Source organism: Pseudomonas sp. NC02 (assembly GCF_002874965.1).
Lineage (GTDB): Bacteria > Pseudomonadota > Gammaproteobacteria > Pseudomonadales > Pseudomonadaceae > Aquipseudomonas.
Window position 1 is genome coordinate 6,157,733 of the sequence record NZ_CP025624.1, and the last position, 18,833, is coordinate 6,176,565.

Sequence of the window (18,833 nt, forward strand, 5' to 3'; positions counted from 1 at the left end):
GCTTGCTCGCGAAGAGGCCGGCGGCCTCAACACAAAACTATTGGGTTCTTGGCTGCTCAGTGAGCACCACCGACGAAGGCACTTCTTCCTCCGGCTCATCCACCTGCTGCCCGACCCGCTGCGGCAGCATCACCTGCTGTGGATAAGTTTGCGCGAAGTGAACAAAGGCACAGTTATCCACAAGCTTTTTCAAGCGCTGGTTAAACGCGCGGCTCACCGCATATTGCCCGCCCGACACCGTGCGGAACTGCGCCGTCAGCACCACGCCGTTGAGGTCCATCTTGTCGACGCCAAATACCTCCAGCGGCCCTTGCAGGTTGTACTTGAGGAACACGTCGTCGCGGATCGACTGCCCCGCCTCGCGAATCAGTTCCACGGCCTTGTCGACATCGGTGTCGTAGGTGAACTGCACCGAGAAGAACGCATAGGCGAATTGCCGCGACTGGTTGGTGACGGCCTTGATCTGCCCGAACGGCACCGAATGCACAAAGCCCTTGCCGTCCCGCAGGCGCAGGGTACGGATGGTCAGCCCCTCGACGGTACCGGCGTGGCCGGAGTCGAGCACCACCCAATCGCCAATCGACAGGGTGTCTTCGATGATGATGAACAGCCCGGTGATTACATCCTGCACCAGTTGCTGGGAGCCAAAACCAATGGCCAGGCCCACCACCCCTGCACCCGCCAGCAGCGGTGCGACGTTGATCCCCAGGTTGGCCATGGTGGTGATCGCGCAGATCACCACCAGGATGATTTTCACTGCGTTGCGCAGCAGTGGCAGGATGGTTTTCACCCGCGTGCTGGGCTGGCGGCTGGAGCGTTTGTTGACCGGGGGTTTCAATGCTTCCTGAATCGCCGTGTCGAGCACCACCCAGAACAGCCAGGTCACCAGCAGGATCAAACCGATGCTGCTCAGGGAATCACTGATGGCCCGGCCCACGGAGTTGCGCTGGGCAAACTCAAACAGCGAAACGCCCCAGATACGCCCGAGGATTTCGATAAAGGCGATGGCCATCACGATGCGCAACAGCGCGTGCAGCAGGCTGAGGAAACGTTCCTTGTAGGCACTGCTGCGCTGCACCGCCACCGTGCTGCGGGACTGGAACAGGTGCTGCAACACGGTGCTGAGAAACACCGTGCCGATCAGCAGGATCGTGGTGAACAGTGCGCAGCGCAGGGCTTTCTGGCTGTCGTCGCCGGCGCCGATCAGGTTGATCGCCGACACCAGCACCATCAATAGAATCGGCCAATACCACAAGCCGGAAAACACCCGCAGGGATTGCTGCACCGCCGGGTGTTTCAAGCGCTGGGCCAGGGGCCGGTTGCGGATCAAATGCGCCACCGGACGGCGCAGGCGAATCACCAGCATGCCGAAGATCACCGAGGCAAACAGCCCGGTGAAGATCGCGACGCTGGCGGTGATATTGCCCCCCAGTTGGCGGGCGATCTGTGGGCTGGTCAGCGCATCGCTGAGGGCGGCAAGGAAGCCGATCAGGAACAGCGGCTTGGGGCAGTAGTCCCGAATAATCTGCACCGCCGGGCGCTTGTGGCCGACGTTGAACATGACGATCACGCACAACAGGATCGAGGTGGAGAAAATGCCGCTGCTGGTGGCGTAGGCAAAACACAGCGCCAGCGCACGGCCCACCGAGGTGGGCAGGAAGTGGCTGACGTAGAGCGTCAATGGCAGGCAGATAAGCGCCGGTATCGTGTAGGGAATCAGGTAACCCAGCAACGCCTGGAGGCGCTGGCGAGGTGCGATATGCCGCTGCAGGCTCAGGCGCTTGACGATAAAGCGCCCCAGCAGGGTCAGCGCGGCGAACGCGCCGATCCACACCCCGGACAACAACAGGAAATCCCCGGCCACGCTCCATGAGGAACGTTCGGACGGCTGGTTGACCAGCTTGTCCACCTCATCCGCCGCCCGGTCGGCCCGCAGCCGCCAGGCGTCGACCAGGTTCTGGTTGAGGTCGAGTTTGTCCTGCACATCATCGATGCTGGAGCTGATGGCGCCGAGCAGGCCGCCTTCTACCAACAGTTCCGGCTGGGCCGGGGCGGCAGGCGCTGGAGCCGCGGGGGCGGTGGCCGCTTGCAGCGCGCCGCTGCCGCAGAACAGCAGCGTGCCGAGCAGTAGCACAGTCTTTAAATTCAACAAAACACCGGGCTCCTTCAGAAGGGTCTGTAAGGAACTGACGGGTTTGACGCCTGATCGTTCCCCGTAGACTTCGATCCGTGCGCCCCAGGCAAATATCAAATGCCAATACCTGTCTTTTTCCGCACAAGCCGAACCCCGAGACTGCGCTCCTGATTGAAACCCACCGGAGTTGCAGCCATGCCCATTGCCTTGCTCGCGCTGACCCTCAGCGCTTTTGCCATCGGGACGACCGAGTTCGTCATCGTTGGCCTGTTACCCACCATCGGCGCCGACCTGGGTGTCGACTTGCCGTCCGCCGGCCTGCTGGTCAGCCTCTACGCCCTGGGCGTGGCCATCGGCGCTCCGGTACTCACCGCCCTCACCGGCAAAGTGCCACGCAAACTGCTGTTGTTGTCGCTGATGGTGCTGTTCACCCTCGGCAACCTGCTGGCCTGGCAAGCGCCGAGTTATGAGTCCCTGGTACTGGCACGGATCGTCACCGGCCTGGCCCACGGGGTGTTCTTCTCGATTGGCTCCACGATCGCCACAAGCCTGGTGCCGAAGGAAAAAGCCGCCAGCGCGATTGCCATCATGTTTACCGGCCTGACCGTCGCGTTGGTGACCGGTGTGCCACTGGGGACGTTTATCGGCCAGCACTTCGGCTGGCGCGAAACCTTCCTCGCCGTCTCGGCCCTGGGCTTGATCGCGTTTATCGGCAGCCTGCTCTACGTACCGAAAAACATCGCCCACAGCAAACCCGCGTCACTGTTGCAACAACTGCAAGTATTAAAACAACCACGGCTGCTGCTGGTGTACGCCATGACGGCGGTGGGTTACGGCGGCTCGTTCATCGCGTTCACCTACCTGGCGCCGATCCTTCAGGACATCTCCGGCTTCAGCGCCGGCACCGTCAGCCTGGTGTTGCTGGTGTATGGCATCTCGGTGGCCATCGGTAATATCTGGGGCGGCAAGCTGGCCGACAAACGCGGCCCGATCAGCGCCCTGAAAATCATCTTTGCCCTGCTCGCCGCTGTGTTGTTCGTACTGACCTTCACCGCGGGTAATCCATGGCTGGCCCTGGCCACTGTGCTGGTGTGGGGCGCGGTCGCTTTCGGCAACGTGCCGGGCTTGCAGGTGTATGTGGTGCGCCAGGCGGAACATCACACGCCGAATGCGGTGGACGTGGCCTCGGGCCTGAACATCGCGGCGTTCAACTTGGGGATTGCCGGTGGCGCGTGGGCCGGCGGCCTGATCGTCGCCCACATGGGCTTGATCCACACGGCGTGGATTGGCGGTTCGGTGGTGTTGGTGGCCTTGGCGCTGACGGCCTGGAGCGGGCGCCTTGACCGGCTGGGGCCGGTGTATGCCGAGAGCTCGACCCGGGTGGTTGGCGGGCACTGATCCCGCAGCGATAAAGAACCCAATGTGGGAGCGGGCTTGCTCGCGAAAGCGGTGTGTCAGTCAACAGAGATATCGACTGACCCACCGCTTTCGCGAGCAAGCCCGCTCCCACATTTTGAGAGGTGCCGTCTGTAGGACCGTCGAAACTTTCTCCCGATCCTCACAGTCATCCAAAAACGGAGGTCACCACACAGTTAACCCACGGGAGTCATCATGGCCGCGATTCATATCGGCATTTCCGGCTGGCGCTACACGCCCTGGCGGGGGGATTTCTACCCCGAGGGCCTGACCCAGAAGCGCGAGCTGCAGTTTGCCTCACGGGCGGTCAACAGCATCGAGATCAACGGCTCGTTCTACGCGCTGCAAACACCCAAGCGCTACGCCGAGTGGTATGGCGACACGCCTGAAGGGTTTGTGTTCAGCGTCAAGGCGCCGCGCTATATCACGCATATCCTGCGGTTGCGGGAGGTGCACAAGCCGATGGCGAATTTCTTCGCCTCCGGGGTGCTGGAACTCAAGGAAAAGCTCGGGCCGATCCTCTGGCAGTTCCCGCCCAGTTTCAAATTCGACCCGCCGTTGTTTGAAGCCTTTCTCGCCGAATTACCCACTACTACCCAGCAGGCCGCCGCCCTCGCCCGCGAGCATGAGCCGCGCCTGAACGGCAAGGCGAGCCTGCAAGCCCACGGTAAAAAGCCGCTGCGCCATGCGGTGGAGATTCGCCACAAGAGTTTCGCCGTGCCGGAATTTGTCGAGATGCTCGACAAGCACGGCGTGGCCCTGGTGGTGGCGGACACAGCCGGCAAGTGGCCCTACCTGGAAGACGTCACGGCCAACTTTGTGTACCTGCGCCTGCATGGGGACAAAGCGCTGTATGCCAGCGGCTATACGCCCGAAGCGCTCAAGCGCTGGGGCGATCGCATCGAACGCTGGAGCCACGGCAAACAACCCGCCGATGCACAGTTGATCGACCCGAAGCACAAACCCCGCGCCCGCAAGCAACGCGAGGTGTTTTGCTATTTCGATAACGACATCAAGGTGCGCGCGCCCTTCGATGCGCGCCAATTACTGCAGCGTTTTGGCCTGGACCGGGCACTGGCCACCGAACCCGGCAAGTTGCCGGACACGGGGGTGCTGTCATGACCCATCCGGAACTGATGCCAACCACGCCCACCGAAACCATCACCCGCTTCAGGGTGCTGACGGTCAATACCCACAAGGGCTTCACCGCGCTCAACCGGCGCTTCATATTGCCCGAGTTGCGGGAGGCGATTCGCAGTGTGGCCGCCGACGTGGTGTTCCTTCAGGAAATCCACGGCACCCATGAACGCCACCCCAAGCGCTACAGTAACTGGCCGAGCATGCCGCAATACGAGTTCCTCGCCGACAGTATCTGGCCGCAATACGCCTACGGTCGCAACGCGGTGTATCCCCATGGCGACCACGGTAATGCGTTGCTGTCGAAATTCCAGATCATCCGCTACGACAATCTCGACATCTCCCAGAGCGGCCACGAAAGCCGCGGGCTGCTGCATTGCGTGCTGCGCTTGCCGGGCAACGTGCAGGACGTGCATGCCATCTGCGTGCACCTGGGACTGCGGGAAGTCCATCGCCAGCAGCAACTGCGCCTGATCGCGCAGCGGGTCGCCGAGATTCCCGCCGACGCGCCGGTGATTATCGCCGGTGATTTCAATGACTGGCGCCAGCGCGCCGATCTCGCCCACTGCGGGCTGCGGGAAGTGTTTATCGAAACCCACGGCAAGCCGGCCCGCACCTTCCCGGCGCGCCTGCCGCTGCTGCCGCTGGACCGCATCTATGTGCGCAACCTCAAGGTGCATCAGCCCCAAGTCCTGACCAGCCGCCCGTGGTCACACTTGTCGGACCATGCGCCGCTGTCGGTGGAGATCGAGTTATGAACAGCGCACCACTGGAAAAGGTCGCGGTGGAACACATCGCGACCGACCAACCGCCGGACGATGCCGTGGCCCGGGACCTGGATTACGGCTGGCAGAGCGGTAACCAGATCGAGTTGCTGGAGAACGGCGAGGCCTACTTTCCCAAAGTGTTCGAGGCGATGCGCCACGCCCAGCGGGAGATCTTGCTGGAGACCTTTATTCTTTTCGAAGACAAGGTCGGCCACGAGCTCAAAGGCATTTTGATCGAGGCGGCGCAGCGTGGCGTCAAGGTCGTCGCCAGCCTCGATGGCTTTGGTTGTGGTGAGCTGACACCGGGGTTTCTCAGCGAATTGAGCCAGGCCGGCGTGACCGTGCAGATGTTCGACCCGGCGAGCAAGACATTGGGTTTTCGCACCAACTGGTTTCGCCGCCTGCACCGCAAGATTGTGGTGGTGGATGCCAGTGTGGCGTTTATCGGCGGGATCAATTTCTCGGCGGATCACCTGGGGGATTTCGGCCCCGAGGCCAAGCAGGATTATGCCGTGCAGGTGCAGGGCCCGGCAGTCGCCGACCTGCATCATTTCGCCCTCGCACAAAGTGGCCGGCGTGTGCGCAAGCGGCGCGGCTGGCGGCGCGAGCAACGCCCGTCGCCATGGGCTGCCGGGGAAGGCGATGGCCTGGTTCGGCTGATCTACCGGGACAACCTGCAACACCGTACCGATATCGAAGAGGCCTACCTGCACGCCCTGCGCAAGGCCGAGCGGCGGGTGGTGATCGCCAACGCCTATTTCTTTCCCGGCTACCGCCTGCTGCGGGAAATTCGTAATGCCGCGCGGCGCGGCGTGCACGTGCAGTTGATCATGCAGGGCCAGCCGGATGTGCTGCTGGCCAAGCTGGCGGCACGCATGCTCTATGACTATTTGCTCAAGGAAGGCGTGGTGATCCACGAGTACTGCCAGCGTCCGTTGCACGGCAAGGTGGCGCTGGTGGATGAAGAGTGGAGCACGGTGGGTTCGAGCAATCTCGACCCGCTGAGCCTGTCGCTGAACCTGGAGGCGAATGTGCTGGTTCGTGATCGTGGCTTCAACCAGCAGTTGTTCGAGCGCCTGGGATATCTGAGCCAGAACCACTGCAAGACCATGCCGGAAAACCGCGCGCCTCGCGGCTGGTTCTGGCGGGTGACCGTGGGTTTCGTGGTGTTCCATGTGCTGCGGCATTTTCCGTCGTGGACCGGCTGGTTGCCGGCCCACAAGCCGAGGTTGAAACCCTTCGTTCTTGAGGAGCGTGCGGATCATGACCCAAGCTCGCATCGCTGAAGAAAGCGCTCGCCCCGGCTTCTTGAAACGCTGGAAAAAACCGCTGACGGTAGTGTTTTTCCTGGCGCTGATCGTGTTGTTCACCCTGCTCGCCCGGCGTATCGACTGGAGCGAAGTGCTCGACACCCTGGGCGACTTCAAGCTGCGCACGCTGCTCATCGCGGGTGCGCTGACCCTGTGCAGTTTCCTGGTGTATTCGTGCTTCGACCTGATCGGCCGCACCTACATCCGCCAGCCGTTGGGCTGGAAGCAGATTTTGCCGGTGGGCATCATCAGCTATGCGTTCAACCTCAACCTGAGCGCGTGGGTAGGTGGCATCGCCATGCGCTATCGGTTGTATTCCCGACTCGGGGTGAGCAACGGGAACATCGCGAAGATCCTCGGCTTGAGCCTGGCCACCAACTGGTTCGGCTACATGGCGATCGCCGGCGCGGTATTCAGCAGCGGGCTGGTGACATTGCCGCCGGGGTGGAAGCTCAGCAGCGGTGCGTTGCAAGGCGTCGGCGTGCTGTTGGTACTGGCGAGCCTGGGTTACCTGCTGGCCTGTCGCTTGTCGAAAAAGCGCGCATGGTCGATACGCGGGATTGAAATCAGCCTGCCGTCGCTGCGCATGGCAGTGTTGCAGTTGGCGCTCGGCGCGCTGAACTGGTCGCTGATGGCAGCGGTGATTTTTACCCTGCTGCCCAAGCAACTGGATTACCCCGTGGTGCTCGGGGTGTTGCTGATCAGCAGCATTGCCGGGGTGGTCACGCATATCCCGGCAGGGCTGGGTGTGCTGGAGGCAGTGTTCATTGCCTTGCTGCAGCACGAAGCGTCCCGCGGCAGTCTGCTCGCGGGGCTGATCGCCTACCGCGCAATCTACTTCATCCTGCCGTTGCTGGTGGCCCTGGTGATGTACCTCGCGGTCGAAGCCAAGGCCAAGGCGTTGCGCGTGAAGAAAACGCCTACGACTGGATGATGCTCAAGCGCTCGCCCACCACCATCTCGGTAATCCAGTCCACCAGGATCGAGGTGTAGGCCTGCTGGGAAACCGGATCACTCAGGGAATGATCCGCACCGTCGATAATCCGGTGAGTCAGCGAATGCGTCTGCTGGCAGGCGGCGCGGTAGCTCATGATGGTGGCATGGGGCACGTGGTCGTCGGTCTCCGACTCCACGATCAACACATCACCGGTAAACGCCGCGCATGCATGCAGGGCGCGATTGGTTTCGGCGTGCACAAAGGTGCCGCGATAATCCATCAGGTCGGCTTTATCGAGGTCGCGCTTGGGCTTGAGCCATTCCTGGTCGCGGTACAGCGCCGGCACCCGCAAAGCCAGCCAGCGCACGGGGCGCAGCGAAGTGAGGATGGCGGCCAGGTAACCGCCGTAGCTGGTGCCCACCACCGCCACCGCCGAGGTGTCGATGGCCGGGTGTGACAACAGGCGGTCGTAGGCCGCGAGCAGGTCGCGCAGGTTGTCTTCGCGGGTGACGCGGGATAACGGAATGCCGTTGCCGGCATGGCCACGCAGGTCGAATGTAAGGCATACACAACCGAGCCCGGCGATACCCTTGGCGCGTTCCAGGTCACGCTCCTGGCTCCCGCCCCAGCCGTGCACAAACAACACCCCCGGTACTTTCGATTTGGGACTGAGGAAGGTCCCGCTCATCTGTTCGTCGTCGATATCAATGGCAATGGTTTCGCTTCTAGCCGTCATAGGATTTGACCGTCACGTACTTGAGAAGAAAGTCGCTGTTTTCTGCCGGGCCCCGGTACACCTCGATCGCGTCAGCCGGCAGCGGCTGATCGACGTAGGTTTCTACCGACGAGACATAAATCGCCCGCAGCCCGGGATTGTTGACGAAGCTTTGCAGCGCCGCGACTTCCGCGCTGCTGGCCCCGCCCATGCGCCAGGACTGCTCCAGCACGCCGCTGCGGCGTTGGCCGTCGCTGTCCAGGCCCTGGGCGATGTCGTAATTGCGCCGCGAGGCGTAGAACCCGGGATAGGCCTCATCCGCCGCGTTATCGAAGGCCTGCGCTTGCTGGATGGCCAGGCGCACGTCAGCGGGCAGGTCGAGCTTGAGCAGGTCTTCGTAGTAGCCCTGGACCACCAACAGGTTGGAACCACCATAGACCTCTTCGCCCTGCCCGTCCCGGGTCAGGTATTGATCGCCGCAGTAGCTGATGACGTGATCGCCGATAAAGCTCTGGCCGACACTGTGGGTGACCACGTCGCGCAGGTCCTGCTCCAGCACCACGCCGTCGCTGAACAATTGCGCCGCATCAGGGCGCGCGAGGATGGCGTCGAACTCGTCGAGGCTGCGGATCACTTCCTGGCCTCGACCGGCGCAGGCATGCACAGGCTTGAGACGGATCGGCCCGGTGTACAGCAAATGGGTCGCCGCCGGCCGCGCATCTTCCAGGGCGTGCACACTCAACCCATCCAGCACCACATTGCGGATGCGCTCGGAAAAAAGCGGCGACCAGCCTTCGGGCGCAACCGCGTTTTTATTCAGCAAACCGTGGCTGATGGCCTTGGTGCAGATGAAATCGTGATCGACGTAGCCGCCCCACAAATCCTCAGGGCCTTTGACGCCGAATTGCCGCGCCTGGGCCGCGCCGACCAGCGTCTGAGTGGGCAATAGATAGAGGTCGCGCCCACTGTGCAGCTCAGGGTTATAGCTGCCGCCATATTTGAGCCCGAGGACGTGCGCCAGCCAACGGGCCAGGGCGCGGTTGGTCTCCACTTCGTGCAATGGCGCTTGCGGACGGATTGAATGCGCCACCACGATTTTTTTGCGATTTGTCGGGGTCATGCGTCCCCCTTGGCTCTGCTGCCATGTGTGTAAGGAAACGGTAGCAGGGATCAAGCCAAGGCGGCGTTTGTTTAAACGCGCGGGGAATCAATCAGTTGCGGGAAAAGCGATAGCACTTGGCCTGTTTTATTCTGCACGAAGTGCTCGAGGTGTCGCGGCGTTCTGCACGATTCAGGCTTGCGCCTTGGTGGGCGTCACGCCGAAACGGCTGCGGTAATCACTTGGCGCCAGCCCGGTGATTTTCTTGAAGGTGGCGCGGAAGGCGCCGGGGTCCTGGTAACCCACGGTCCAGGCAATGTGATCAATGGTGCCGTTGGTGAACTCCAGCATCTGCCGCGCCTTACCCACTCGCAGGTGCTGGCAGTATTCGGTGGGTTTCAAACCGGTGGCGGCGCGGAACCGTCGCAGGAAGGTGCGTTCCTCAAGTCCCGCCTCCTGCGCCATGGCAGCCAACGAAACATCCACCGCACCGCTGGCCTGCAGCCAATGTTGCACCTTGAGAATCGCAGCGTCGCCATGGGCAAGGATCGGCGCAAAGTTACTGCCGCATTCACTGGCGCTGTCGCTGTGTTCGATCACCAGGAAACGCGCGGTGCTGGCAGCGATGCTCGGGCCGAGCAAACGGTCCACCTGGCGCAGGCCCAATTCGGACCAGGCCATGAGGCCGGCGGTGGTGATCAAGTCGCCGTCGTCGACGATGGGTTTGTCGGCTTCCAGGCGAATCGCCGGATAACGGGCGGCGAAGGTTTTCGCCGACGTCCAGTGCGTGGTGGCGCTGCGACCGTCCAACAGGCCGCTTTCCGCCATCAGGATCGAACCTACGCACACCCCGCCCAGAATGGTCCCGGAGCGATGTTGCTGGCGCAGCCAATCCAGCAATTCGGCGGACGCCTGGCCCTCGGAAAAGCCGGCAATGGAGGGTGGAATCAGCAAGGCCGTCAACCTATCCCCGCTACCGGGCTCGCTATCGAATACACGGGCCGGCGCACCGCCTGTTTCAGCCTGCCAATGGCTGATGCGCAGGGACGGCAGTTGCTCGGACTGATGCTCGGTCGCAATCCGGTTGGCGACCGCGAACAGGTCGGTCAAGCCATGCACGGCGGCCATTTGCGCACCGCTGTAGATCAGCACGCCGAGTTCGACGATCGCCATTGTCAGTTTTCCCTCTGTTATTGTCGGTGCGGCCAATCCCCAGGCGTCACGCCAGCCAGGATACTGGACGCATCAACCCTCACAAGGAAACCAACATGGCCAAGCAAGCGCTCATCCTAATCGATATCCAGAACGACTACTTCCCCCAGGGCAAGTGGCCGCTAGACGGAGTGGACGCGGCGGCAGACAAGGCGCAGCAAGTGCTACAGGCATTTCGCCAGGCAGGCGATACGGTGATTCACGTACGCCACGAATTCACCTCCGACGATGCCCCCTTCTTCACCCCGGGCTCGGAAGGTGCACACCTGCACCCCAAGGTGCTGAACCAGGCCGACGAGCCGGTGGTGCTCAAGCATTTCGTCAATGCGTTCCGCGAAACCAACCTGCGGGCCCTGCTGGAACAACGCAGCATCACCGAACTGGTGGTGGTGGGCAGCATGAGCCATATGTGCATCGACGGCGTGGTGCGCGCCGCGTCGGACCTGGGCTACAGCGTGACCGTGATCCACGATGCCTGCGCCACGCGGGACCTGGAATTCAATGGCAGCGTCGTGCCGGCAGCCCAGGTGCATGCGGCGTTTATGTCGTCGCTGGGGTTTGCTTATGCGAGCGTGGTATCGGCGGAACAGTTCTTGTCCGCCGATTGACCTTCTCCGCGCTTACCGGGTAGCGATGATGAACAGGCGCGGAAACGGCAGCAACACAGTGCCATCGGCCAGCGCTGGATAAGCCTTGGTGATCCGCGCCAGGTACTCGTCGAGGAAGGCGTTCCTTTCTGACTCGGTCAGGGGCGCCAGGAATGGACGCAACGCCGAACCCTTGAACCACTCCACCACCGCGGCGGAACCTGCCAGCGGATGGTGGTAAGTGGTGCGCCATACATCCACGGTGGAACAGTGTTGGCTCAGCAACTCAAAGTAGTAGCTCGCGGTATGGCGTTCATTGTGTTTGACGCTGCCGATCTTTGCGGCCCACGGGCCGTCCGCCGCGACTTCCCGCGCCAGCTTGTGGGCCGGCTCGTCAAGATTGTCGGGCGTCTGCACCGCCAGGGTGCCGCCGGAGGTCAGTTGATTGACTAAATGCGGATACAGCGTGGCGTGATCAGGCAGCCATTGCAGCGACGCATTGGCGAGGATGACGTCGAATTTCTGCGCCGGGTTCCAGGCGCCAATATCAGCCAATTCGAAGTTCAACGCGGGCAGGCGCTTGCGGGCGTCGACCAGCATGTCATCGGAACTGTCCATGCCGGTGACCACTGCCTGCGGAAAGCGATCAGCCAGGACTTCAGTCGAATTGCCCGGGCCGCAACCCAGGTCGACGGCGGTGCGCACATCACCCTCAGGGATGGCCGCTACCAGATCCCGGACGGGACGAGTGCGCTGTTGTTCGAACATCGAGTATTGCTTGGCTGACCAGGTCATTGCGGCATTCCTTCTTCTGTGAGGAGTGAGGACAGCCTAAATCTTGTGATCCATGAGAACAAATGCCAGGATTGATCATCTCCCATACCTGAAAAGTATTCCTATGCTGGAACTCAGGCAGCTCAGGGCCTTCGTCGCGATTGCCGAAGAAGGCTATATCACCCGCGCGGCAGAACGACTGGGCATGCAGCAACCGCCGCTGACCCGCCTGTTGCAAAGTCTTGAAGCCGAGTTGGGTGTGGTGCTGATGGAGCGCCTGCCACGAGGCGTGCGCCCGACCACTGCGGGGCTGGCCTTGCTGGAGGAGGCGCGGCATATCTTGGCCGGCGTCGATGGTGTGGCCGACATTGTGCGCCGCGCCGCCCGAGGTGAACGCGGACGCCTGGCGATTGGTTTCACCAGCTCCGCCGCCTTGCATCCGTTTGTGCCCAGCGTACTGCGCCTGTTTCGGGAAACCTTTGTCGGCGTTTCAGTGGTACTGGAAGAAGCCGGTACCGGTGAACTGCTGGACGCGTTGCTGCACGAAAAGCTCGACGCGGCGTTCATTCGCTCGCCGCTGAGCGGGACGCAGGCGTTGCAGGACCAGCCAATTCTGGTAGAGCCAATGTTGCTGGCGCTCCCTACCGATCATCCACTGGCTATCAACCCGTCGACGCCGCTGCCATTGGCGGCATTGGCCACCGAGGCGTTTGTGCTGTATCGCCGCCGGGTGGGGCTTGGGTTGTATGACGCGATTCTGGTGGCGTGTCGAGAAGCGGGTTTCAGCCCGCAGGTTGTGCAAGAGGCGCCGCGCATGACGGCGACGTTGAGCCTGGTGGCTGCGGGGCTTGGGGTTTCGATTGTGCCTGCCTCAATGCAACGGTTGCGGGGCGACGGGATTGTTTATCGGGAGCTTTCGGAGTGCCGGAGCCTGGTGGCGCCGTTGCACCTGGCTACCCGGGTAGGTGATACGTCGTCGGTATTGGAGAGGTTTCGGGAGTTGGTGGTGAGCGCCGCTTCTACTGACGTTTAGCGGATTGCCGTGTCCGCAATGAAAAACCCCCGGGGCCAAGGCCACCGGGGGTTTTCTGGTGTTACGCGACAGTTCTGGGTCTCAAGCGACCTTAGAACGGAATATCGTCATCAAAGCTGTCGAAGTCGGCTGCCGGCTGAGGAGCGGCCTGCTGTGGCGCTGGACGCGACTCACGCTGTGGCTGCTGGGTTGGCTGCGGACGGGACTGCTGCTGTGGACGCGGTGCCGAGTTGGACATGCCGCCCTGGCCCTGTTGGTCGCCCTGTGGACGGCCGCCCAGCAGTTGCATGGTGCCTTGCATGTCGACCACGATTTCAGTGGTGTAACGCTTGATGCCGTCTTTTTCCCACTCGCGGGTTTGCAGCTTGCCTTCGATGTAGACCTGCGAACCTTTGCGCAGGTATTCACCGGCGATCTCTGCAACCTTGCCGAACATCGACACACGGTGCCATTCGGTTTTCTCGACCTTCTGGCCGGTTTGCTTGTCGGTCCACTGCTCGCTGGTCGCCAGACTCAGGTTGGTCACGGCGTTACCGTTCGGCAAGTAGCGAACTTCGGGATCCTGGCCGCATGTACCGACCAATATGACTTTGTTAACCCCACGGGCCATAACGTTCTCCTAGGCTGGGCGCGCTGTCGGCACTGGGTTGACCAGTTGCTCGAGCGTCGCGCGATCCAATAATTCGGTGTCCAATTTGATGTAAATGGCCGCCTCTTCAGCAACCACGACTGCATCTGTTACCCCAACGACGGCCTTCAGGCGCTCTACCAGACCGGCTTCACGAATCGCTTCGGGCGATAACGGCAGACGCAGGCTTGTGACGTATGGGGGTTCGCGCATGGTAACAGCAAAGGCCAGCCAAAGTGCAGCCAGCCCGGCGCATCCAAGGAACACAACCGACAAACCGCCATGCTGGAACATCCAGCCGCCCATGATCCCGCCCAGTGCAGAACCGAGGAACTGGCTGGTGGAATACACGCCCATCGCCGTGCCTTTGCCGCCGGCCGGTGAAACCTTACTGATCAGCGAAGGCAGTGAAGCCTCCAGCAGGTTGAACGCGGTGAAGAACACCACCGTGCCGATCACCAGCGCCCGCAGGCTGTCGCCGAACTGCCAGAAGAATAGCTCAGTGAGCATCAATGTCGCGACGGCGCCCAGCAGAACTCGTTTCATTTTGCGTTTCTTCTCGCCATAGATGATGAACGGGATCATGGCGAAGAACGAAATCAGCAGCGCGGTCAGGTACACCCACCAGTGCTGCTCCTTGGGCAGCCCGGCTTTTTGTACCAGGGCCAGGGGCAAGGCGACGAAGCTGCACATCAGCATTGCGTGTAATACGAAGATACCCAAATCCAGGCGCAACAGGTCCGGGTGCTTGAGTGTCGGCAGCAATGCCTGCTTGGCGACGCCCGACTCACGGTGCTGCAACGGCCCCGTGGAATGCGGAACCATGAAGGCGACGATCACGATGCCGAACAGCGCCATGCCACCCGTCGCCAGGAACAGGCCGTGCAAGCCGAACGCGCGGGTCAGCAGCGGGCCGACTACCATCGCCACGGCGAACGAAAGACCGATGGTCATGCCGATCATCGCCATGGCCTTGGTACGGTGTTGTTCGCGGGTCAGGTCGGAGAGCAGTGCCATGACGGCGGCGGAAATCGCGCCGGCGCCTTGCAGGACGCGTCCGGCGATCACGCCCCAGATAGAGTCGGCATTGGCCGCAAGCACACTGCCCAGGGCGAAGACGATCAGGCCGAGGTAGATCACCGGCCGGCGGCCGATGCGGTCGGAAATGACGCCGAACGGAATCTGAAACAGCGCCTGGGTCAGGCCATAGGCGCCAATCGCCAGGCCGATCAGGGCCGGGGTCGCTCCTGCGAGATCCATTCCATAGGTTGCCAGCACCGGCAACACCATAAACATGCCAAGCATACGGAATGCGAACACCAGGGCCAGACCGCTTGCTGCGCGGGTCTCGCTGCCACTCATGCGTTCGCTGTGGGGATCGTGCATGGATAAACCTCGTGTGAACCGGCGGCGATTCTACCAGTCCCATCGATTGAGAGGGTATATGCGGCGGTTTGCCGCGCAGCTTTCATGTAAGGCTGCACCCGGCACTTTGACAGTGTATATTCATCCAGTCTTTAGCCGTATACTCCTGCATTATTTACGCCCGCCGTGCGAGGCCATCTTGGACAAGATCCTGATTCGTGGGGCTCGAACCCACAACCTGAAGAACATCGACCTGACCCTGCCACGGGACAAACTGATCGTCATCACCGGCTTGTCCGGGTCCGGCAAGTCGTCCCTGGCGTTTGACACGCTGTACGCCGAAGGCCAGCGCCGCTACGTGGAATCCCTGTCGGCCTATGCCCGCCAGTTCCTGTCGATGATGGAAAAGCCCGACGTCGACACCATTGAAGGCCTGTCGCCTGCGATTTCCATCGAACAGAAATCCACCTCCCACAACCCGCGTTCCACCGTGGGCACCATCACCGAGATCTACGACTACCTGCGCCTGCTGTATGCCCGCGTGGGTATTCCCCGCTGCCCGGACCACGACATTCCCCTGGAAGCCCAGACCGTCAGCCAGATGGTCGACCTGGTGCTGGCCCAGCCGGAAGGCGCCAAGCTGATGCTGCTGGCACCGGTGATTCGCGAGCGCAAGGGTGAACACCTTTCGGTCTTTGAAGAACTGCGTGCCCAGGGTTTCGTGCGTGCCCGCATCAACGGCAAGCTCTACGAGCTGGACGAAGCGCCGAAGCTGGATAAACAGAAGAAGCACTCGATTGATGTGGTCGTCGACCGTTTCAAGGTGCGTGCCGATTTGCAGCAGCGCCTGGCGGAGTCTTTCGAGACCGCGCTGAAGCTGGCAGACGGTATCGCCCTGGTGGCGCCGATGGACGACGAACCCGGGGAAGAAATCATCTTCTCCGCGCGCTTCGCCTGCCCGATCTGCGGCCATGCCATCAGCGAGCTGGAACCGAAGCTGTTTTCCTTCAACAACCCGGCCGGCGCTTGCCCGACCTGTGATGGCCTGGGGGTTAAGCAATTCTTCGACATCAAGCGCCTGGTCAACGGTGACCTCACACTGGCGGAGGGTGCGATACGTGGCTGGGACAGGCGTAACGTCTATTACTTCCAGATGCTGGGGTCGTTGGCTTCGCACTACAAGTTCAGCCTGGAAGTGCCGTTCAACGAACTGCCCGCCGAACAGCAGAAATTCATCCTGCATGGCAGCGGTTCACAAAACGTCGACTTCAAGTATTTGAACGACCGTGGCGATATCGTCAAACGCTCGCACCCGTTCGAAGGCATCGTGCCGAACCTGGAGCGGCGCTACCGCGAGACGGAGTCCGCCAGCGTGCGCGAGGAGCTGGCCAAGTTCCTCAGCACCCAGCCTTGCCCGGATTGCCGTGGCACACGCCTGCGCCGTGAGGCGCGGCATGTGTGGGTTGGCGAGAAGACCCTGCCGGCAGTGACCAACCTGCCGATTGGCGATGCCTGCGAATACTTCGGCACGCTGAAACTGACGGGCCGCCGCGGGGAAATTGCCGACAAGATCCTCAAGGAGATTCGTGAACGGCTGCAGTTCCTGGTCAACGTGGGCCTGGACTACCTGTCGCTGGACCGCAGTGCCGACACGCTTTCCGGCGGTGAAGCCCAGCGGATTCGCTTGGCCAGCCAGATCGGTGCCGGCCTGGTGGGCGTGTTGTACATCCTCGATGAACCGTCGATTGGATTGCATCAACGGGACAACGACCGCTTGCTGGGCACGCTGAAGCACCTGCGGGACATCGGCAATACGGTGATCGTGGTCGAGCACGATGAAGACGCGATTCGCCTGGCCGATTATGTGGTCGATATCGGCCCGGGAGCGGGTGTTCACGGTGGGCATATTGTCGCCGAGGGCACGCCGGCTGAAGTGATGGCGCATCCTGACTCGCTGACCGGTAAGTACCTGTCGGGTCGCGTGAAGATCGCCGTGCCGGCCAAACGCACCCCGCGCAACAAGAAGATGGCACTGCACCTCAAGGGCGCGCGTGGCAACAACCTGCGCAATGTCGACCTGGAGATCCCGCTGGGCCTGCTGACCTGTGTGACCGGTGTATCCGGTTCGGGCAAATCAACGCTGATCAACAACACGCTGTTCCCGTTGAGTGCCACTGCACTGAACGGCGCGACCACCCTGGAAGCCGCCGCTCACGACAGCATCAAGGGCCTGGAACACCTGGACAAGGTGGTCGATATCGACCAAAGCCCGATTGGCCGCACACCGCGCTCCAACCCGGCGACCTACACCGGGCTGTTCACGCCGATTCGCGAGCTGTTCGCCGGCGTGCCGGAATCGCGCTCCCGTGGCTACGGGCCTGGCCGGTTCTCGTTCAACGTCAAGGGCGGCCGCTGCGAAGCGTGCCAGGGCGATGGCTTGATCAAGGTGGAGATGCACTTCCTGCCGGACATCTACGTGCCGTGCGACGTGTGCAAGAGCAAACGCTATAACCGCGAAACCCTGGAGATCAAGTACAAGGGCAAGAGCATCCACGAAACCCTCGAGATGACGATCGAGGAAGCGCGGGTGTTCTTCGACGCGGTACCGGCCCTGGCGCGCAAGCTGCAGACACTGATGGATGTTGGCCTGTCGTACATCAAGCTGGGTCAGTCGGCGACGACGCTGTCGGGCGGCGAGGCCCAGCGGGTCAAGCTGTCTCGCGAGCTGTCCAAGCGTGACACCGGCAAGACGCTGTACATCCTCGACGAGCCGACCACAGGCCTGCACTTCGCGGATATTCAGCAATTGCTGGACGTGCTGCATCGCCTGCGTGACCACGGCAACACGGTGGTAGTGATCGAGCACAATCTGGATGTGATCAAGACCGCCGACTGGCTGGTGGACCTGGGGCCGGAAGGCGGTTCCAAAGGTGGGCAGATCATTGCGGTCGGCACACCGGAGCAAGTCTCGGAGATGAAGCAGTCTCACACCGGCTTCTACCTCAAGCCTCTGCTGGCTCGCGACAAGGACTGATTGTTCAGCCCCACGAAAAAGCCCCTGTCACCGTGTAAGTGACAGGGGCTTTTTAGTAGCTGGAGGAATCAGAACTGCGATTGCAGGTAATTCTCCAGGCCAATCAGCTTGATCAGGCCCAACTGCTTTTCCAGCCAGTAGGTGTGATCTTCTTCGGTGTCATTCAACTGCACCCGCAGGATTTCCCGCGTGACGTAGTCGTTGTGCTGCTCGCAGAGCTCAATGCCCTTGCAGAGCGCGGCACGGACCTTGTACTCAAGGCGCAAGTCGCTGGCGAGCATCTCAGGCACCGTGGTGCCGGTATCCAGGTCGTCGGGACGCATACGGGGCGTGCCTTCGAGCATCAGGATACGGCGCATCAGTGCGTCGGCGTGCTGTGCCTCTTCTTCCATTTCATGGTTGATACGCTCGTAGAGCTCGGTAAAGCCCCAGTCTTCGTACATCCGCGAGTGAATGAAATATTGGTCACGAGCTGCCAGTTCGCCCGTCAGCAACGTGTTGAGGTAATCGATTACGTCGGGGTGACCTTGCATCGCCCTACATCTCCCTGCTTGAAAGCCTGTAGTTTGAACCATGATGACCCGGAGGTCACGGGACCAACGGCAGAAAAGTGAAGATTTCCGGTGAAAAGTAGCTTAAATAACGCAAAAACCGCCCAAATGAGGGCGGTTCTGCTTATCGTTTA

16 protein-coding genes are annotated in these 18,833 nt (G+C 61.6%); 8 read left to right on the top strand and 8 right to left on the bottom strand.

Annotation, left to right across the window (positions count from 1 at the left end):
- Window positions 1-37: 37 nt before the first annotated feature.
- Window positions 38-2,152, bottom strand: coding sequence for a mechanosensitive ion channel family protein (locus tag C0058_RS28950; RefSeq protein ID WP_102369996.1), 2,115 nt, complete (start codon window positions 2,150-2,152; stop codon window positions 38-40).
- 177 nt (window positions 2,153-2,329) lie between these two features.
- Here C0058_RS28950 and C0058_RS28955 point away from each other — a divergent pair, with 177 nt between their 5' ends.
- From C0058_RS28955 to C0058_RS28975, 5 genes are all read left to right on the top strand, one after another.
- Window positions 2,330-3,532: an MFS transporter gene (locus C0058_RS28955; protein ID WP_102369997.1), complete on the top strand. Its 1,203-nt coding sequence runs from the start codon at window positions 2,330-2,332 to the stop codon at window positions 3,530-3,532.
- 213 nt (window positions 3,533-3,745) lie between these two features.
- Window positions 3,746-4,672 (top strand): DUF72 domain-containing protein, encoded by a 927-nt coding sequence (locus C0058_RS28960; RefSeq protein WP_102369998.1) that lies wholly within the window; start codon window positions 3,746-3,748, stop codon window positions 4,670-4,672.
- Window positions 4,669-5,445 carry an endonuclease/exonuclease/phosphatase family protein gene (locus C0058_RS28965; RefSeq protein ID WP_102369999.1) on the top strand — a complete coding sequence of 259 codons (777 nt, stop codon included), beginning with the start codon at window positions 4,669-4,671 and terminating at the stop codon, window positions 5,443-5,445. The genes C0058_RS28960 and C0058_RS28965 overlap by 4 nt, the downstream gene beginning before the upstream one ends.
- Complete coding sequence (gene clsB, locus C0058_RS28970; RefSeq protein ID WP_087692341.1) at window positions 5,442-6,740, top strand: cardiolipin synthase ClsB; 1,299 nt, start codon at window positions 5,442-5,444, stop codon at window positions 6,738-6,740. The genes C0058_RS28965 and clsB overlap by 4 nt, the downstream gene beginning before the upstream one ends.
- Window positions 6,718-7,698: a lysylphosphatidylglycerol synthase domain-containing protein gene (locus C0058_RS28975; protein ID WP_087692340.1), complete on the top strand. Its 981-nt coding sequence runs from the start codon at window positions 6,718-6,720 to the stop codon at window positions 7,696-7,698. Before clsB ends, C0058_RS28975 begins: the two co-directional genes overlap by 23 nt.
- Here the strand turns inward: C0058_RS28975 and C0058_RS28980 are convergent.
- The 3 genes from C0058_RS28980 to C0058_RS28990 all read right to left on the bottom strand — a co-directional run bounded on the left by C0058_RS28980 (window position 7,685) and on the right by C0058_RS28990 (window position 10,688).
- Window positions 7,685-8,437, bottom strand: coding sequence for a S9 family peptidase (locus C0058_RS28980; protein WP_003210032.1), 753 nt, complete (start codon window positions 8,435-8,437; stop codon window positions 7,685-7,687). The two genes, C0058_RS28975 and C0058_RS28980, sit on opposite strands and share 14 nt — an antisense overlap.
- Window positions 8,427-9,536 (bottom strand): DUF3182 family protein, encoded by a 1,110-nt coding sequence (locus C0058_RS28985; protein WP_102370000.1) that lies wholly within the window; start codon window positions 9,534-9,536, stop codon window positions 8,427-8,429. The genes C0058_RS28980 and C0058_RS28985 overlap by 11 nt, the downstream gene beginning before the upstream one ends.
- 171 nt (window positions 9,537-9,707) lie before the next feature.
- Window positions 9,708-10,688, bottom strand: a complete 981-nt coding sequence (locus tag C0058_RS28990; RefSeq protein WP_102370001.1) for a GlxA family transcriptional regulator — start codon at window positions 10,686-10,688, stop codon at window positions 9,708-9,710.
- 95 nt (window positions 10,689-10,783) lie between these two features.
- On the opposite strand from C0058_RS28990, the gene C0058_RS28995 reads away from it, so the two are divergent.
- Window positions 10,784-11,335, top strand: a complete 552-nt coding sequence (locus C0058_RS28995) for a cysteine hydrolase family protein (RefSeq protein WP_102370002.1) — start codon at window positions 10,784-10,786, stop codon at window positions 11,333-11,335.
- A 12-nt stretch (window positions 11,336-11,347) separates the two neighbouring features.
- Here C0058_RS28995 and tam read toward each other — a convergent pair whose 3' ends face one another.
- Window positions 11,348-12,109 (bottom strand): trans-aconitate 2-methyltransferase, encoded by a 762-nt coding sequence (gene tam / locus C0058_RS29000; RefSeq protein ID WP_102370003.1) that lies wholly within the window; start codon window positions 12,107-12,109, stop codon window positions 11,348-11,350.
- Between the two features lie 103 nt (window positions 12,110-12,212).
- Here tam and C0058_RS29005 point away from each other — a divergent pair, with 103 nt between their 5' ends.
- Window positions 12,213-13,121 (top strand): LysR family transcriptional regulator, encoded by a 909-nt coding sequence (locus C0058_RS29005; RefSeq protein ID WP_174717791.1) that lies wholly within the window; start codon window positions 12,213-12,215, stop codon window positions 13,119-13,121.
- A gap of 91 nt (window positions 13,122-13,212) precedes the next feature.
- Here C0058_RS29005 and C0058_RS29010 read toward each other — a convergent pair whose 3' ends face one another.
- Both C0058_RS29010 and C0058_RS29015 read right to left on the bottom strand, forming a co-directional pair.
- On the bottom strand, window positions 13,213-13,731 hold the full coding sequence (locus tag C0058_RS29010; protein WP_003210042.1) for a single-stranded DNA-binding protein: 519 nt from the start codon (window positions 13,729-13,731) through the stop codon (window positions 13,213-13,215).
- 9 nt (window positions 13,732-13,740) lie between these two features.
- Window positions 13,741-15,135, bottom strand: a complete 1,395-nt coding sequence (locus tag C0058_RS29015; RefSeq protein WP_008436436.1) for an MFS transporter — start codon at window positions 15,133-15,135, stop codon at window positions 13,741-13,743.
- Between the two features lie 178 nt (window positions 15,136-15,313).
- Between C0058_RS29015 and uvrA the strand changes: the two genes are divergently transcribed.
- A complete protein-coding gene (gene uvrA, locus C0058_RS29020; RefSeq protein ID WP_003210046.1) occupies window positions 15,314-18,148 on the top strand; it encodes an excinuclease ABC subunit UvrA in 2,835 nt (944 codons plus the stop codon).
- A gap of 68 nt (window positions 18,149-18,216) precedes the next feature.
- Here uvrA and bfr read toward each other — a convergent pair whose 3' ends face one another.
- Entirely contained in the window at window positions 18,217-18,681 is a 465-nt protein-coding gene (gene bfr / locus C0058_RS29025) for a bacterioferritin (protein WP_003210048.1), read from the bottom strand.
- Window positions 18,682-18,833 lie beyond the last annotated feature (152 nt).

Bases quoted from the DNA above. Each gene is read 5' to 3' on its own strand.
- C0058_RS28955 (WP_102369997.1), top strand. From the start codon at position 2,330: ATGCCCATTGCCTTGCTCGCGCTGACCCTCAGCGCTTTTGCCATCGGG.
- C0058_RS28960 (WP_102369998.1), top strand. From the start codon at position 3,746: ATGGCCGCGATTCATATCGGCATTTCCGGCTGGCGCTACACGCCCTGG.
- C0058_RS28965 (WP_102369999.1), top strand. From the start codon at position 4,669: ATGACCCATCCGGAACTGATGCCAACCACGCCCACCGAAACCATCACC.
- clsB (WP_087692341.1), top strand. From the start codon at position 5,442: ATGAACAGCGCACCACTGGAAAAGGTCGCGGTGGAACACATCGCGACC.
- C0058_RS28975 (WP_087692340.1), top strand. From the start codon at position 6,718: ATGACCCAAGCTCGCATCGCTGAAGAAAGCGCTCGCCCCGGCTTCTTG.
- C0058_RS28980 (WP_003210032.1), bottom strand. From the start codon at position 8,437: ATGACGGCTAGAAGCGAAACCATTGCCATTGATATCGACGACGAACAG.
- C0058_RS28985 (WP_102370000.1), bottom strand. From the start codon at position 9,536: ATGACCCCGACAAATCGCAAAAAAATCGTGGTGGCGCATTCAATCCGT.
- C0058_RS28990 (WP_102370001.1), bottom strand. From the start codon at position 10,688: ATGGCGATCGTCGAACTCGGCGTGCTGATCTACAGCGGTGCGCAAATG.
- C0058_RS28995 (WP_102370002.1), top strand. From the start codon at position 10,784: ATGGCCAAGCAAGCGCTCATCCTAATCGATATCCAGAACGACTACTTC.
- tam (WP_102370003.1), bottom strand. From the start codon at position 12,109: ATGACCTGGTCAGCCAAGCAATACTCGATGTTCGAACAACAGCGCACT.
- C0058_RS29005 (WP_174717791.1), top strand. From the start codon at position 12,213: ATGCTGGAACTCAGGCAGCTCAGGGCCTTCGTCGCGATTGCCGAAGAA.
- C0058_RS29010 (WP_003210042.1), bottom strand. From the start codon at position 13,731: ATGGCCCGTGGGGTTAACAAAGTCATATTGGTCGGTACATGCGGCCAG.
- C0058_RS29015 (WP_008436436.1), bottom strand. From the start codon at position 15,135: ATGCACGATCCCCACAGCGAACGCATGAGTGGCAGCGAGACCCGCGCA.
- bfr (WP_003210048.1), bottom strand. From the start codon at position 18,681: ATGCAAGGTCACCCCGACGTAATCGATTACCTCAACACGTTGCTGACG.